The organism is Methylophilus medardicus (assembly GCF_006363955.1).
GTDB classification, from domain to species: Bacteria; Pseudomonadota; Gammaproteobacteria; order Burkholderiales; family Methylophilaceae; genus Methylophilus; species Methylophilus medardensis.
On record NZ_CP040948.1, the window covers coordinates 1,260,962 to 1,278,160 of the forward strand.

Consider the following 17,199-nt stretch of genomic DNA (forward strand, 5'->3'; position numbering starts at 1 on the left):
CGTTTTACAAAATTAGTGAAAAAGGCGAATCAAACATGGCGAAAACAATTTTAACAGTAGACGATTCCGGCTCATTGCGTCAGATGGTGGCTTTTAGTCTGAAAGCGGCTGGTTATGATGTGGTGCAGGCGGTAGACGGTCAAGATGGCTTAAACAAAGCCAAAGAGAAAACTGTAGACCTGGTACTGACTGATCAAAACATGCCGGTAATGGATGGCCTGACACTGATCACCAACTTACGCACGCTGGCGTCTTATCAAAAAGTGCCGATCTTGATGCTGACCACAGAATCGTCTGATGAGATGAAAGCAAAAGGCAAGGCCGCAGGCGCGAATGGCTGGTTGGTAAAGCCGTTTGATCCAAAACGTTTGATTGAAGTTGTTCAAAAAGTAATCGGTGCCTAAGCATCGCTGGTTAAGGGACTGGAGTAAACAATGACCGTGGATATGAGCCAGTTTTATGAGGTGTTCTTTGATGAAGCCGAAGAGTTATTGGCCGAAGCAGAGCATCTGTTGCTTGGTATCGATGTAGAAGCACCTGATATTGAGCAGTTAAACGCAATTTTCAGAGCGGCACACTCTATTAAAGGGGGCGCCGCTACGTTTGGTTTTATGGACATGGCAGAAATTACCCATGTGCTAGAGAACCTGCTCGACAAGCTTCGCAAAAATGAGATGGCACTCACCACCGAGCATGTGGATGCATTTTTGGCCGCCAAAGATGTGATCAAGATGCAAGTGGATGGGCATCGTCATGGTTCAGAAGTCAATGCTGAACAAGTCAGCGATGTCGCCATGATGTTGAAATCCTTGTCAGAGGGCAAGGGTGCGATTCCTGTCGATCCGGTGATTGCAGCCGCGACGCCTGAGCCAGAAGTATTGAAGATTGCCGCTGAAAAACCCGCATTGACCATTTCGGACGAGGAAAAAGCCAAAGGCTTTACCCTCTATGACGTCGGTTTACCTCCGGTCACCGAAAAAGATTTAGCCAACCTAAAAGACGAGTTGGCTTTGTTGGGCGAAGTCGCGGCGTATGTTCGCGGCGAAAATGCGCACGCCTTGATCGTGAAAACGGATTCGAGTGCAGATGACATCGTGTCTATCTGTTCATTTATTGTGGATGCCGATGCCTTGGTGATCCAAGTATGCGGTGCACCAGCCAGTGAACCAGCCGTTGCTGAAACCGCGCCGCCTGCCGCAGCCACCCAGCCGGTGGCAGCCGCGCCAGTTGCTGAAGCTGACCTCGGCTACGGTTTCTTCGATGACGATCCAATTGTCGCGCCGCCTGCGCAAGCTGCTGCAACTGTTACCGCAGAGGGCAGTAAAGACAATGGTAAGGTGCAAGTGGCCGAAGAGATGGGCTATGGCCTGTTTGCGAGCAACGGTCAGGATTCGCAAGAAGAGGGCTATGGATTCTTCGCCCCATTTAAACCACATCCAGATGCGCCGAAAGCGCAAATGATTGGTGATGATAATGCAGCTGCAGCCGTCGCAAAAACCAACGCAGAGCCAGTGGCGGCAACGCCTGCTGCCAGCGTTGCAGAGGCTGCACCTAAAGATGACCGTCGCCAACAAGGGCGTCGTGAATCTGACAAGCCCGCAGCCACACAAAACGCAGAAAGTACGTCCATCCGCGTGGGCATTGAAAAAGTCGATCAACTCATCAACTTGGTGGGTGAACTCGTCATTACCCAAGCGATGATTGAACAGCGCGTCAATGCCTTAGACCCAGTGGATAACGAAGCATTAATTAACAGCGTCGGCCAGTTAACCCGCAACACACGTGATTTGCAAGAATCTGTGATGTCGATTCGTATGATGCCGATGGACTTTGTGTTCTCACGCTTCCCACGCATGGTGCGCGATCTGGCTGGCAAACTGGGCAAAAAAGTCGAGTTTGTGACCAGCGGTGCCACCACAGAGCTCGATAAGAGTTTGATTGAACGTATCGTCGATCCATTAACCCATTTAGTGCGTAATAGCGTCGACCATGGCATTGAAAAACCGGAGGTGCGCCGCGAGAGAGGCAAGCCTGAGAGCGGTACCTTAACGCTGTCTGCTGCGCACAAAGGCGGCAGTATTGTGATCGAAGTGACCGATGATGGCGGTGGTCTCAACCGTGAACGTATATTAGCCAAAGCGGCCTCTAACGGCTTGCCAGTCAACGAAAGCATGACTGACGCCGAAGTCTATAGCCTGATTTTTGCACCTGGTTTCTCCACAGCAGAGGTGGTCACAGACGTGTCTGGCCGTGGGGTGGGCATGGATGTGGTTAAACGAAACATTACCGCCATGGGCGGCAATATTGAGATTCGCTCAGCGCTGGGTTATGGCACAACGATCTCAATCTCACTGCCATTGACCTTAGCCATTTTGGACGGCATGTCTGTTTCACTCGGCAAGAGTGTCTACGTGGTGCCATTGAACCTGATTGTCGAGACCCTGCAGCCACGCGCTGAGGATTTAAAAACCGTCACTGGTGAAGGCTTGATGGTGCATGTGCGTGGGGAATATTTACCCATTATCGCGTTACACGCCTTATTTAATCACCCGACCCAAATTACCAGCCCCACCGATGGTGTGTTGTTGATTTTGGAAGCCGATGGCAAGAAATCTGCCTTGTTTGTTGATCGTTTGGTCGGCCAGCAACAAGTGGTGATCAAGAGCCTGGAGACCAATTTCAAACGGATTCCTGGCGTGTCTGGCGCCACCATCATGGGCGATGGCTCAGTGGCATTGATTCTCGATGTTCCAGCCATTATCCAAATGGGGCAAACCACTAATTATGTGACGGGCGGAACCGCATTTTCCAACCAAAACTTTTTAACTTCACAAAACACCATCAATGCATAAGGAGCATATGCAATGACTACAACGACAGAAATGAGCAACGCCTTGGGCGGCAACGCTGGCAATGCCTTAAAAACGGCCGCAGGTGAGTACCTCACCTTTGTGTTGGGCAGCGAGCAATACGGCATCGAGATTCTTAAGGTGCAAGAGATCCGTGGCTACGACGCGGTGACGCAAATCGCCAACATGCCTTCTTTCATCAAAGGCGTCATTAACTTGCGCGGCAAGATTGTGCCGATTGTGGATCTCCGCATCAAGTTCAATTTGGGCAAAGTCGAATACAACGAATTCACGGTGGTGATTATTCTAAATCTCAACGGCAGGATTGTTGGCATCGTCGTCGATGGCGTATCCGATGTGCGTGAGTTGCGCGAAGAACACCTGCGTGAAGTGCCATCACTGGTAACGCGCATTGATACGAAATACATCGTGGGCCTCGCCACCATTGAGCAAGAAATGCTGATTCTGGTCGATATCGACAAACTAATGACCAGCGAAGAAATGCAACTGATGGAAGCCGCAGTGCATTAATCCACCACCATTAAAATAATTAAACAGTGCTTGGCTGCAACATCACAAAAGCACGATAACTATTCGAAGAGATATATTTACAAGGATATCAATTATGTTTTCTACCATCGTGAATAAGTTGGCAGCCAGCACTCGGGAGTATCGCAATGTCTTGGATCAAGTGGCTGAATTTAGCGCCCTCAAATCCGAAATCAACAAAGCGCGTGCGATCGTCGAACTCAATGCCAAAGGGGATATTAGCCACGTCAATGACAACTTATGTCGTTCGCTTGGCTATAGTGATAAAGAGCTGGTCGGACAACATCATCGTGCGTTGCTGACCCGTGCACAGTCTGCGAAACCGGAGTATGAACAGTTCTGGTCTGCACTACAGAGTGGAAAATCGCAAGTCGGTGCGTTTAACTTGTGCGATAAAGCCGGCCATGAGGTCTGGTTCCAAGGCTATTATGCGCCCGTCATGAGCGGCGGCCAGTTGGTCAAAGTGGTTGCCTATCTGACGGATATCACCACCGATAAACAACGCAACCTCTCACTGCAAGAAGAAGAACAAGCGCTCAATCAATCATTTGGTGTGATGGAATGCGACCTTCAAGGCCATATTCTTGAGTGCAATGACCTCTTTTTGAAACCGCTCGGATACAGCCAAAACGAAGTAGTGGGCAAACATATCTCCATGCTATTGAAGCCGAATACTGCGCAAAGCCCGGAATACAAAAAACTATGGGAAACTCTGAACAAAGGCCAGAATGCCAAGCTAGAAATTTGCCGTGTGGCAAAAAATGGCAGCGAATTCTGGTTTAGCACCAGTTATGTGCCGATTGTAGGCGCCGGCGGAGAAGTGGCAAAAGTCAAAGTTTACTCTTACTGCATCACTGAAGAAAAACAAAAACAATTGAATTTTCAGGGGCAAGTCGAGGCCATTAACCAATCACAAGGCGTGGTCGAATTTGACGTCAGCGGCAATGTGCTCACTGCTAATCAAAACTTTCTGGCCTTAACCGGGTACAGCCTGAGCGAAGTGGTGGGTAAGCCACATAGCATGTTTGTCAGCGAGCGTTACAAAGCCACTCAAGAATACAAAGATTTCTGGGCAAAATTACAGCGGGGCGAGGCCGATGTCGGCGTCTATCACCGCTATGGTAAACAAGGCCAAGATATCTATTTGCAAGCTTCCTACAATCCGATTATTGGTTTGGATGGTAAACCCGTAAGCGTAGTGAATTTTTCGACAGACATCACAAAAGCGGTATTGGCTGATCAAGCGCAAAAGGTTAAGGCCCGCGAAGCGACCATGATTAAAAATGCACTTGAAGCCTCATCAAATTGCTTAATGATGGCGGACAAAGACGGTATTATCACTTATATGAACCCAGCCGCGCTGACACTGATGCGCGAATCCAGTAAAACATTCAGACAAATGTTCCCGCACTTCGACGCTGAAAACTTGGTCGGGCAAAATTTTGATCTGTTCCACAAAAATCCATCGCACCAACGCAACTTGCTCGGGCATTTAACCGGCAAACACCAGACCGAACTGGGCGTTGGCGATATGTTTTTCCGCCTGACTGCCAACCCGATTTTTGACGTCAACGGAGATCGATTGGGTACCGTGGTTGAGTGGGTAGATTTGACACAAGAAAAACGCGTCGATAACCAAATCAAAGAAGTATTGAAGCTGGCAGTAGATGGGGATATCACCTCGAGATTGGACACATCCACCGCGCATGGTGCAGCGGTTGAAACCATGAGCGCAATTAATCAATTGCTCGACATCATGACCGATATTCTGGGCAATGTGCGTGAGGCTGGTGAAACCATCAATACCGCTGCGCAGGAGATCTCTAGCGGTAACAACGACTTGTCTAGCCGTACCGAACAGCAAGCGTCGAATTTGGAAGAAACTGCGTCCAGTATGGAGCAGTTGGCCTCAACCGTGAAACAAAACGCCGAAAATGCGCGTCAAGCTAACCAAATGGCTGAAGCAGCTTCACAAGTCGCCATTCGTGGCGGTACCGTGGTAGGTAATGTGGTCACCACCATGAGCGCCATTAATGACAGTGCCCGCAAAATTGAGGACATTATCTCAGTGATTGATGGCATTGCCTTCCAAACTAATATTTTGGCACTCAACGCGGCGGTTGAAGCTGCACGCGCTGGTGAGCAAGGCCGCGGCTTTGCAGTAGTGGCGGGTGAGGTGCGCAACCTGGCGCAACGTTCGGCCAGTGCTGCCAAAGAAATTAAAGAGCTGATTTCAGACTCTGTGAGCAAAACTACCGATGGAACCAAACTGGTGGAGAGTGCCGGCCAAACCATGCAAGAGTTGGTGACTTCGGTGCAGCGCGTGACCGATATCATGAGCGAGATTACAGCAGCGTCTGCCGAACAAAGCTCAGGCATCAATCAGGTTAACGATGCGGTCAATCATATGGATGAAGTCACCCAACAGAATGCCGCCTTGGTGGAAGAAGCCGCCGCAGCCGCAGAATCACTGGTGGAGCAAGCCGGTAATCTGATGGATACCGTCAATAGATTTACCATCCGCGATGGCGCGCATTCCTCACGCAACACAGCGGTGCGTGCGCCGGTGGTGAGTCGTCCTACCAAACCTGCTGCAGCCATTAAACCAAAAGCGGTTACTCAGGCACCAGCCAATAGTTTCAAAGCGGCGCCTGCGGCCAAAACTGGCACCGATAACCAAGACTGGGAAGAGTTTTAGGCTACGTTTCACCCAAGAAAGCTTATTTCTGTGAAAGGAAAAGCCCATGACGCAAAGACTTCTGAAAGTGGTGCATGCCCTGATTGAAGGTTTAATGTTATGGGCTTCTGCCATCATTGGTTACCCGTTATGAAATGCAACGCTTTAAAACATGCAAAAAAAAGCGTGAAAGTTCTTAATGAACAAAAATCACATTTGTACGAATGATCCGCACCTCGCATGGGGCAACTCGCTGATAGGGTCAAAAAACGCTAAAAATGCGAAAAAGGCCCATCAGTTCGCGATAACTGCCACCAAAGTGGCTCAGCGCGGCAGAGATGCGCTGATTGCAGTGTTTGAAATAATGCATGGAATCGGTCGCAGCGTTACCAAAGGAGCTAAATATTTCAACCCGACCTCCGTTAATAAAACAAATATCGCGCGCAAATGCAGGTGGTTGAAGGCTTTGGTGTGGGTAATTTTGATCTGCCACTGGCGCGCTGGCCAGGTAAAAAAGGTGAGATCAATACGACAACCGAACAAGTGCGTAGCAATCTTAAAGAACTGATTACCGATGTGAATCAGTTAACCGAGGCGCGAATGAGGGGCGTATTACAGTGCGTGTGGATGCTGACAGACATCAGGGTGATTTCCGTAAGATCATTGACGGTGTAAATCACACCCTCGATATCATCGTCGAGCCGATCATCGCAGTGACCGAGGCAGTGGAAACCATCACCACCGCGGCCAATGAGATTTCAAGTGGTAACGCAGACTTGTCTTCCCGCACCGAGCAACAAGCTTCTAGCCTCGAAGAAACCGCAGCCAGCATGGAAGAGTTAGCCTCAACCGTGAAACAAAACGCTGAAAACGCTAAACAGGCAAACCAACTGGCACTGACCGCCTCTGGTGTCGCAGTGAAGGGCGGCGAAGTGGTGAACGAAGTGGTCGCCACCATGAGTGCGATTAACGAAAGTGCGAAAAAGATTGAGGACATTATTTCGGTCATTGACGGCATTGCCTTCCAGACCAATATTCTGGCCTTGAACGCAGCGGTTGAAGCGGCGCGTGCTGGTGAACAAGGCCGTGGCTTTGCGGTGGTGGCGGGGGAAGTACGCAACTTAGCACAACGTTCAGCCAGTGCTGCTAAAGAGATTAAAGAACTGATTACCGACTCTGTGAACAAAACTACCGAAGGCACCAAACTGGTTGAGAACGCAGGCAACACCATGGAAGAAGTGGTGTCATCGGTGCAGCGTGTGGCAGACATTATTAGTGAAATCTCGGCAGCGTCTAACGAGCAAACCACTGGCATTGATCAAGTGAACCAAGCCGTGACCAGCATGGATGAAACCACGCAACAAAACGCGGCACTGGCGGAGGAAGCAGCCGCGGCAGCGGAATCACTGGTCGATCAGGCCAACCAACTGGGTGCAGTGATTAGCCAATTTAAACTGGAAGGCCGTGCGAGTGTTGCCCACGCAGTGGGTGCCGGGAAGTCACGTGGAAACGCGAACAGTGGACGATCCACTGGTCGGGCGATCGCACCACCAGCTGGCCACTCAAATAAACCACAATCGACAAGCACGCCATTGAATCCCTCTGCCAAAACTGGCACCGATGACAGTGATTGGGCATCCTTTTAAAACGCGCAGCTTCATCACAAAACCGGTAGCAAATGCTGCCGGTTTTTTTGTATCTAGTGCGCATACTTATCGTTTGTTTTGCGGTTGAACTGAGCCATAAAACGCCGTTTGATTATTGAATATCGCGCAAAGTGAATTTGGCATAATCAGGCGTATGTAAGTGTAATGATTCAGTCAACATCGATTAGGAACAAACATGACTATTGCAAAACGGATGTACCTCTTAATCGCCACGTGCGCCTTAGCATTGGTGATTTTGATTGGCGTCACTTTGAGTGAGATTATCAAGGTGTTTGAGACGACCAATCAGGCAAACGTGAATATCATCCCAAGTATTTTAGAGCTGTCAAAAGCGGAGAATTATTATCAACGCTTGCGTCTCAACGTGCTGCGTCACGTGAATGCAACCACGCCTGCTGAAAAGGAAAAGCTAAGCGGTCAAATTCAAGAACGCAAAGCGGTGGTAGACGAGGCAATTAAAAAATACGAAGCGTTGATTGTCGATAGTCAAGATCGAGCCATGCTGAATGCCGAAAAAATCATGTTCAATCAGTACTTTGAGCAAATGGCCAATGTCATCCGTTTATCGGACGCAGGTGCCCCAGAAGCCGCGCTCACATTAAAAGAAGTCGATAAATTGGCAATCCAAATTACGGACAAACTCGATGAACACATGGTGTTTAATCAGAACACTGGCTTAGCCATGGCAGAGCATGCTGCTAGTATTAAGACGAGTGCGGTTTGGCAGTCTGCCATCATTGCTTTGTTGTGTTTAGGCGCCATCATCACCCTGGGCATGATGATCACCAAACGCTTGCGTGCGCAATTAGGCGTTGAGCCTGACGAATTGAGTCAGATTGCCCGCAATCTGGTTGAGGGCAATTTGAACCAGAAAATCACCTTAGCGGCGAATGATAAAACCAGTGTAGCCTCTTCAATCGTTAGCCTGCAACGCACCCTGGATGGGTTGGTTCAATCACTTAACTACGTCAGCCAACAGCACGATGAAGGCGATATTGACTGCACGGTAGACCAAACCCGCTTTAAGGGTGGTTATGCTGAGATGGCAGCCGGCATCAACAAGATGGTGGCGGGTCACATTGCCATGAACCGAAGTGCCATTGAAGTGGTAAAAGCGTTTGGTGAAGGCAATCTTAATGTGCCTTTAGAGCAGTTTCCAGGCAAAAAAGCATTTGTGAATCAGGCGATTGAGCAGGTCAGAACCAATATTAAAGCATTGGTCAGTGATGTGAATGCATTGGCGCATGGCGCTGTCAGTGGCAATTTGTCAGCGCGCGCCGATGCGAGCAAATACCATGGCGATTTCAGTTTGATTGTACAGGGCATGAATAACACACTGGATGCGTTGATCACGCCATTGAATTTGACGGCGCGTTATATTGACGATATTGCTAAAGGTGACATCCCAGCCAAAATCACCAATGAATACCAAGGTGATTTCAATACCATTAAAAACAATTTAAACCAGTGTATAGACGCGATTAACGCACTCATTTCAGAAATGAATCACATGAGCTCAGAGCACGATATCGGTGAGATTGATGTGCGGATTGATACCAGCAAATTCCAAGGTGCCTACCAAGTGATGGCGATTGGCGTGAATGACATGGTGGCTGAACATATCAATACCAAGAAAAAAGCGATCGCTTGCGTGAGCAGCCTGGGCGAGGGGGATTTTGACGCGCCGTTAGAAAGCTTCCCACGCAAAAAAGCCTTTATTAATGTGTCGATTGAGCACATTCGTCAAAACCTGAAAGCGTTGAACGAAGATACTTTAATGCTTGCAGAAGCCTCTAAAGAAGGGCGTATTACCGTGCGCGCTGACGCAGCGCGCCATCCGGGCGGTTTCCGCGACATTATTCAAGGCTTTAACGATACGCTGGATCTGATCGTCGAGCCGATCATCGCCGTGACCGAAGCGGTGGAAACCATCACCACCGCGGCCAATGAGATTTCAAGTGGTAACTCAGACTTGTCAGCCCGTACCGAGCAACAAGCCTCTAGCCTCGAAGAAACCGCAGCCAGCATGGAAGAGTTAGCCTCAACCGTGAAACAAAACGCTGAAAACGCTAAACAGGCAAACCAACTGGCACTGACCGCCTCTGGTGTCGCAGTGAAGGGCGGCGAAGTGGTGAACGAAGTGGTCGCCACCATGAGTGCGATTAACGAAAGTGCGAAAAAGATTGAGGACATTATTTCGGTCATTGACGGCATTGCCTTCCAGACCAATATTCTGGCCTTGAACGCTGCGGTTGAAGCGGCGCGTGCCGGTGAACAAGGCCGTGGCTTTGCGGTGGTGGCGGGTGAAGTACGCAACCTGGCACAACGTTCCGCCAGTGCTGCCAAAGAGATTAAAGAGCTGATTACCGACTCTGTGAACAAAACCACCGAAGGCACCAAACTGGTTGAAAACGCAGGCAACACCATGGAAGAAGTGGTGTCATCGGTGCAGCGTGTGGCAGACATCATCAGTGAAATCTCAGCAGCGTCTAACGAGCAAACCACTGGCATTGATCAAGTGAACCAAGCCGTGACCAGCATGGATGAAACCACGCAACAAAACGCCGCGTTAGTCGAAGAAGCAGCCGCGGCAGCGGAATCGCTGGTCGATCAGGCCAACCAGCTGGGGGCAGTCATTAGTCAATTCAAGCTTGAAGGGCGCGGTCATCAACCGGTGAATAGAGGCAATCGAGCTACACACACGACCACATTCAGAACCGAGTCAAATGTTGGTCAAAGAAGTACGGAGGCCCCGTCAAAAAAGTTCTCTTTGGATGATGCAAATGCGGCACATGCCAAATGGAAAACGCGCTTGATTGATTATATGAACGGTCGTGAGCGTGAGCCGATTAATCCAGTCGAGGCCGCAAGTGATCATAAATGCGAGTTAGGGCAGTGGATTTATGGCGAGGGTAAACAGCAACATGGACACCGTAAAGAGTACCGCGAGTTGAAAGAGGCGCATGCACATTTTCACCAAAGTGTGGGTGAGATTGTGAGCTGCGTTGCCCAACGCAAGATCGATAAAGCGAAATTTTTATTAGGCGGGGATTTTGCCAGAAAATCTAAACAGACCCATGCCGCGATTGATCAATTATCTCGTTTGATTGCAGGGAGTGGTCATGGACATTCACCGCCGCTCGTTCGGCCGGCTATGTCTGGGGCATTTAAAAAAACAGGCACGGATGACGGTGATTGGGAAACGTTTTGACCCAACTAGGCTACTGAATGAACCGGTTGCGATTGCAACCGGTTTTTTTACATTTAATTGATTAAATAAACAATTTAGTGCTAAAGATTGATGAAAATCCGCCGTAAAAGTGAATAAGTGGTAATTAATAACCACTGATACCCCTGTTCAATTTTTATGGAGACTTTATGAAAAAAACTTTAAACACAGCCCTTACGATCGTTGCGTTATCTGCTTTCTCAGCGCCTATTTTTGCTGCTGAAGTGTGTACCGTATCGATGATGGGTCGCGTTTGTTATGAAGAGGGCAGCCCAGAGCTGACTTCTGCACACATGAAAGGCGATGCCGTTGCTGAAGCAGGTGCTTCTAAGAAAAAAGTTGAAGTGGCTGACGCTTCAAAAGCGAAGAAATAATTTCGTTGACTAAGTGAAAATCCCCCAGCAGTTTGGGGGATTTTTTACGCGGTCTCGCAAAACAATGACCCGGGGTAGCAGTAGGAAAACTTTAGTCGGAAAAGAAGGGCGAAATGCTGCTTTATTTGAGCATGACGAATCAAAGCGTTAATAGACAATATAAGAGAGCCTAATTAGGGGCTAAAAAATACAATGGATTTGGAGTCTACATTATGACCGTTGCTAAAAGAATATATATTCTGATTGCCGTAGCAGCTGCAGGCTTGTTCCTGCTAGCCGGCATCAGCTATTTTCAAACTGAACGTGTATTTAAATACACTAACTTTGGAAACGAAATGGCTGCCCCAAGTATCGAGGTGCTTGATGACTCACTGCGTGAGTTTGAGAAGCTGAATAGCTTGATCTGGCAGCACATGCTCAATACCGATAACGCCAAAATGCAGGTGATCGAAAAAGAAGTGGCCGAAACGCATGGCAAATTGATGGCCGCGTTAAAGCGCTACGACAATTACATCAGTGATTCTGAAGACAAGCAGTTTTTGGATAAGGATTATGCTGCCATTAAGGCCTACGATGTGTTGGGTAGCAATACTTTAACGCTCTCCCTCTCAAACAAAAAAACCGAGGCGAGAGACGCGTTGTTGGCAAACCAAGCGGTGATTGAGGGCGTACAAAACGCCATCCGCGAGCACCGTGTGTTTAATAACAAATTGGCCAAAGACAGTGCGAGCCAGGCAGCCAGTGTTAAACAAACCGCATTATTTATGTTGATCGGTATTGCGCTCACTGCATTGGCGTTTGTTGTGTCCATCGGCATCTACATCAAACGTAATATATTCAAGCAACTAGGCATGGAGCCTGCAGATTTAACACAGATTGCGCGTAACTTTGCCGAAGGCAATTTAAATCAGAAGATTGTGTTGCCTGAAGACGACAAGTCGAGCGCAGCTTACTCGATCCGCGTATTGCAACGCACGCTAGATGGGTTGGTGCAATCGCTCAATTACGTGAGCCAGCAACATGACGAAGGCGATATTGACTGTACGGTGGACCAAACCCGCTTTAAGGGTGGCTATGCTGAGATGGCAGCCGGCATCAATAAAATGGTCGCAGGCCACATTGCGATGAACCGCAGCGCCATTGAAGTGGTAAAAGCGTTTGGTGAAGGTAATCTGGATTTACCGCTGGAGCAGTTCCCAGGTAAAAAAGCATTTGTGAATGAAGCGATTGAGCAAGTGCGTGGCAATATTAAACGACTGGTCAACGATGCGGATGCCTTGGCACATGCAGCGGTAGAAGGTAATTTGTCTACTCGCGCAGATGCCAGCCAGCACCAAGGCGACTTTAGAGCGATTGTGCAAGGCATGAACGGCACCTTGGACGCGGTAGTGAAACCCCTAAACGTGACCTCCAACTATCTGGATAATATCGCCAAAGGCATTATTCCAAGCACCATTCAAGAGCAATATCCTGGTGATTACAGCTTGATCATCAACAACTTAAACACCTGTATCGCTGCGGTGAACGCACTGGTAGCAGATGCAAACAAACTGGCCCAAGCAGCACAAAACGGCCAATTATCGACCCGCGCAGATACCGCGCTGCACAACGGCGATTTCCGTAAGGTGATCGAAGGCTTGAATGGCACGTTAGAAGCCGTGGTGAAACCATTAACCGTGACCTCTGAAACGTTGGATCAGATTGCCAAAGGCCAGATTCCAGACACGATTTCTGAATACTACCCTGGTGATTACAGCGAGATCATCAACAACCTGAACACCAGCATTGCAGCGGTAAATGCGTTGGTGGCGGATACCAGCATGCTGGCAGAAGCCTCTAAAGAAGGTCGAATTACCGTGCGGGCCGATGTCGATAAACACAATGGTGATTTCCGTAAGATTATCGAAGGCGTAAACAACACGCTGGACATGATCGTCGAGCCGATCATCGCAGTGACCGAGGCAGTGGAAACCATCACCACCGCGGCCAATGAGATTTCAAGTGGTAACTCAGACTTGTCTGCCCGTACCGAGCAACAAGCCTCTAGCCTCGAAGAAACCGCAGCCAGCATGGAAGAGTTAGCCTCTACCGTGAAACAAAACGCTGAGAACGCTAAACAGGCAAACCAACTGGCACTGACCGCCTCTGGCGTGGCAGTGAAGGGCGGTGAAGTGGTCAATGAAGTGGTCGCCACCATGAGTGCGATTAACGAAAGCGCGAAAAAGATTGAGGACATTATTTCGGTCATTGACGGCATTGCCTTCCAGACCAATATTTTGGCCTTGAACGCAGCGGTTGAAGCGGCGCGTGCCGGTGAGCAAGGCCGTGGCTTTGCGGTGGTGGCGGGGGAAGTACGCAACTTAGCACAACGTTCCGCCAGTGCTGCTAAAGAGATTAAAGAACTGATTACCGACTCTGTGAACAAAACCACCGAAGGCACCAAACTGGTTGAAAACGCAGGCAACACCATGGAAGAAGTGGTGTCATCGGTGCAGCGTGTGGCAGACATCATCAGTGAAATCTCAGCAGCGTCTAACGAGCAAACCACTGGCATTGATCAAGTGAACCAAGCCGTGACCAGTATGGATGAAACCACGCAGCAAAACGCCGCATTGGTGGAAGAAGCCGCCGCGGCAGCTGAATCGCTGGTCGATCAGGCCAACCAACTGGCAGAGGTGATTAGTCAGTTTAAACTGGAGGGTCGTGTGGGCGGTGGCTTTAGCCAAGCAAAACAGAGCACCAGCTTTAAAAGCCATACGAGTCACACGCCATCTGCCAGCCGCGGAAACACGCAAACGAGTCGTCCGACAGGGCGCCCAGTAGCACCGCCAGCGGGTTATGTAGATAAACCACAATCCTCACCAAGTGCCACCAAGGTATCAGCCAAAACGGGCACCGATGATAGTGATTGGGAAGAGTTTTAACAAGGGGGTTAAAACCACTGAACCGGCTGCTGATGCAGCCGGTTTTTTTTCGTCCATCTGTTACAAACCCACAGCAGCAAATCCATGGTGGCTCAATACGCAGATTCAGATTTCTTTAGCCCTGCAATTACACTAAAAGAGCCGAGATTCCCCTTTTGACAGGCAATTCAATTCTGCATTGAATGTTGAATAATCACCGATATAGGCCGTTAAAGAAAACATACAGGCAAGTCTTTAGGATCAACACAATGAAGGAGTCGCATATATGTCCTCGCTACCGTTGAGTGCATGGACGGGAAAATTATCCCGCATGAAACTGACATCGCAGTTAGGGTTGATGCTGACTATCCTCAGTGCTGGCATCATTGCCACCAGTTATCTGGATAACATCAGTGACCGTGAAGTGGCTATCAATGGTGCGCATTATCAGCAAATCATCAATCACAAAGATTTGATTGCGGATATTTTACCGCCGCCTGAGTATCTGATCGAATCTTGGTTGACCGTGCTTGAGATGGTCTCATTAAATAATCAGTCCTTGCAAACCTTGATCGACAAAGGCAACACGCTGCAAGCTGACTTTGAGCAGCGTCATGTTTATTGGCAAAAGCAATTACCTGAATCCCCCTTAAAAACCAGCACAGTAGGCCCATTGTTTGACACTGGCGTTGCGTTTTTTAAAGTGCGTGATCAAGAGGTCATTCCAGCGATCCGCAGCGGTGATAAAAAGCAGATAGACCAAGCACTGGATCACTTACAAGTCGCCTATCAAAAACATAGAGCCGCCGTCGATACAGTGGTGAAACAAGCGAGTGAAGGCGCTGCTCGTATTGAACAAGAGACACCCGTATTGATCAACCGCAACGACTGGCTGAACTATGGCTTGAATATCGGCTTGATCCTATTGACGGCCGTTGTTGGCACATTACTCATCTCGACCATCAGACGGAATGTCGGTGGTGAAACTTATCAAGCGCTAGATGCGGCAAAAGGCATCGCCCAAGGTGACTTTAACGGTACTGCCATGGCAGATCGCATGGGTGAATCGAATGTGATTCATGCATTAAATCAGGCAAAAGCTACCCTGAAAGCCCTAGATGCGCAAATGGCTCACGTGGAAGCGGAGCATGCCAAGGGCAATATCAAAGCGGTGATTGATGTGAGCCAATTCAGTGGTGAATATCGCAATATGGCGCAAGACATCAATCGTATGCTGGCGATGCATGTTGAAATTTTGCATAAAACCAGTGCCTCTTTGCATTTGCTGGGGCAAGGGGATTTTAGTGTGCAGCTGGATCCGTTGCCAGGGGATTTAGGCATCCTCAATGCGAGCTTCGATAACCTGAAAAACAACGTCAAAACGCTGCTTTCTGATTTGTCACACATGGCCGCAGCGCATGCACAGGGCGAAAGTGATGTGAAACTGAATATCGACCAACTGGATGGTGACTTTAAAGAGGTTGGCCAAGGGGTCAATGATATGGTTCAAGCCTATGTCAACGACACGGATCAGTTTATCGCGGTGATGGATAACATCGGTCGTGGTGACTTGACCGCACAATTACAAGCCATGCCAGGCCACAAAGCGGCGATGAACAAGAGTGTTGATCGCATCCGTGGCAATCTGAAGGGTATTGTCGACTCTGTGAATTGGGTGAACGACGAGCACGAAAAAGGCAATATCGACATGACCTTGCGTGCAGACATGTTTAAAGGTCAGTTTTCCGTGCTGGCTTCAAGTATTAATCAGATTGTTGCAGGGCATATTAGCCTAAACCAAAAAGCCATGGCCTGTGTGCAAGCTTTTGGTGACGGCAATTTTGATGCGCCGCTGGAGCAGTTTCCTGGTCAAAAAGCCCAAATCAACCAAACGATTGAACAGGTACGCGCCAACCTGAAAGCATTGAATGCTGACGCGCAGATGTTAGCTGAAGCGGCCCGTGAAGGTAGGGTGACAGTGCGTGCCAATGCCGCGCAACATCCCGGCGACTACCGCAAAATTGTTGAAGGCATGAACCAGACGCTCGACATGATTGTGGAGCCAGTATTAACCGTGAAGGCAGCGGCAGAATCCATCAACATCGCCGCCAAAGAAATTGCGCAAGGCAATGCTGACCTCAGCCGTCGCACAGAAGATCAGGCCGCAAACCTTGAGAAAACCGCTTCTAGCATGGAAGAACTGGCATCCACCGTGAAACAAAACGCCGAAAACGCGAAACAAGCCAATCATCTTGCCGCGCAGGCATCCACCGTCGCGGTCAAAGGGGGCGATGTGGTCAATGCGGTGGTGACGACCATGAGCGACATTAACGAGAGTGCGCACAAAATTGAAGACATTATCACGGTCATCGACAGCATCGCTTTCCAGACCAATATTCTGGCACTAAACGCCGCGGTTGAAGCCGCCAGAGCAGGCGAGCAAGGTCGAGGTTTCGCTGTGGTGGCCAATGAGGTAGGCAATTTGGCACAACGTTCATCGGTGGCTGCACGTGAAATCAAAGAATTAATTACCGACTCTGTCAACAAAACGGCAGAAGGTAGCCGTCAAGTCGAGCAAGCGGGCAACACCATGCACGAGATTGTAGATTCGGTGAAACGGGTCAGCGTCATCATCAGTGAAATCGCGTCTGCTTCAAACGAGCAAAGCGCGGGCATTGCCATGGTCAATGACGCAGTGATTCGCATGGATGATGTGACGCAGCAGAACACAGCGTTAGTGGAGCAAGCCGCCGCTGCTGCAGAGTCACTGATGGACCACGCCAATGAGCTGGCAACGGCAGTAAGCGTATTTATTGTGGAGGGACAGGCAACAAACCAGTCTCGCCATCAAGTAGGAAATGCAGGCTGGAACGATGAATATCGTCAGGTCAGCAACGGTTAGGGCAGCGGAATGATTGCCCTTTAATTAAGTAGTACTTTTTTATCAGGAG

At 49.1% G+C, this 17,199-nt stretch carries 8 protein-coding genes and 1 pseudogene; all 9 read left to right on the plus strand.

Annotated features, from left to right (window positions below):
* Positions 1-35 precede the first annotated feature (35 nt).
* The 9 genes and pseudogenes from FIT99_RS06200 to FIT99_RS06245 all read left to right on the plus strand — a co-directional run bounded on the left by FIT99_RS06200 (position 36) and on the right by FIT99_RS06245 (position 17,150).
* Positions 36-404: a response regulator gene (locus FIT99_RS06200; RefSeq protein ID WP_018985223.1), complete on the plus strand. Its 369-nt coding sequence runs from the start codon at positions 36-38 to the stop codon at positions 402-404.
* A gap of 30 nt (positions 405-434) precedes the next feature.
* On the plus strand, positions 435-2,852 hold the full coding sequence (locus FIT99_RS06205; protein ID WP_140003486.1) for a chemotaxis protein CheW: 2,418 nt from the start codon (positions 435-437) through the stop codon (positions 2,850-2,852).
* A 12-nt stretch (positions 2,853-2,864) separates the two neighbouring features.
* Positions 2,865-3,380, plus strand: coding sequence for a chemotaxis protein CheW (locus FIT99_RS06210; RefSeq protein ID WP_223261303.1), 516 nt, complete (start codon positions 2,865-2,867; stop codon positions 3,378-3,380).
* 94 nt (positions 3,381-3,474) lie between these two features.
* Positions 3,475-6,096: a methyl-accepting chemotaxis protein gene (locus FIT99_RS12575; protein ID WP_140003487.1), complete on the plus strand. Its 2,622-nt coding sequence runs from the start codon at positions 3,475-3,477 to the stop codon at positions 6,094-6,096.
* 426 nt (positions 6,097-6,522) lie between these two features.
* Positions 6,523-7,721: pseudogene (locus FIT99_RS06225) on the plus strand (methyl-accepting chemotaxis protein); the annotation flags it as partial.
* Between the two features lie 196 nt (positions 7,722-7,917).
* A complete protein-coding gene (locus FIT99_RS06230; RefSeq protein WP_140003489.1) occupies positions 7,918-10,953 on the plus strand; it encodes a methyl-accepting chemotaxis protein in 3,036 nt (1,011 codons plus the stop codon).
* A 167-nt stretch (positions 10,954-11,120) separates the two neighbouring features.
* A complete protein-coding gene (locus tag FIT99_RS06235) occupies positions 11,121-11,345 on the plus strand; it encodes a hypothetical protein (RefSeq protein WP_140003490.1) in 225 nt (74 codons plus the stop codon).
* Positions 11,346-11,557: 212 nt separating this feature from the next.
* Positions 11,558-14,269: a methyl-accepting chemotaxis protein gene (locus FIT99_RS06240; RefSeq protein WP_140003491.1), complete on the plus strand. Its 2,712-nt coding sequence runs from the start codon at positions 11,558-11,560 to the stop codon at positions 14,267-14,269.
* A gap of 310 nt (positions 14,270-14,579) precedes the next feature.
* The gene (locus tag FIT99_RS06245; RefSeq protein ID WP_140004674.1) at positions 14,580-17,150 is read left to right on the plus strand and encodes a methyl-accepting chemotaxis protein; all 2,571 of its coding nucleotides are present in this window, start codon (positions 14,580-14,582) and stop codon (positions 17,148-17,150) included.
* Positions 17,151-17,199: the final 49 nt, after the last annotated feature.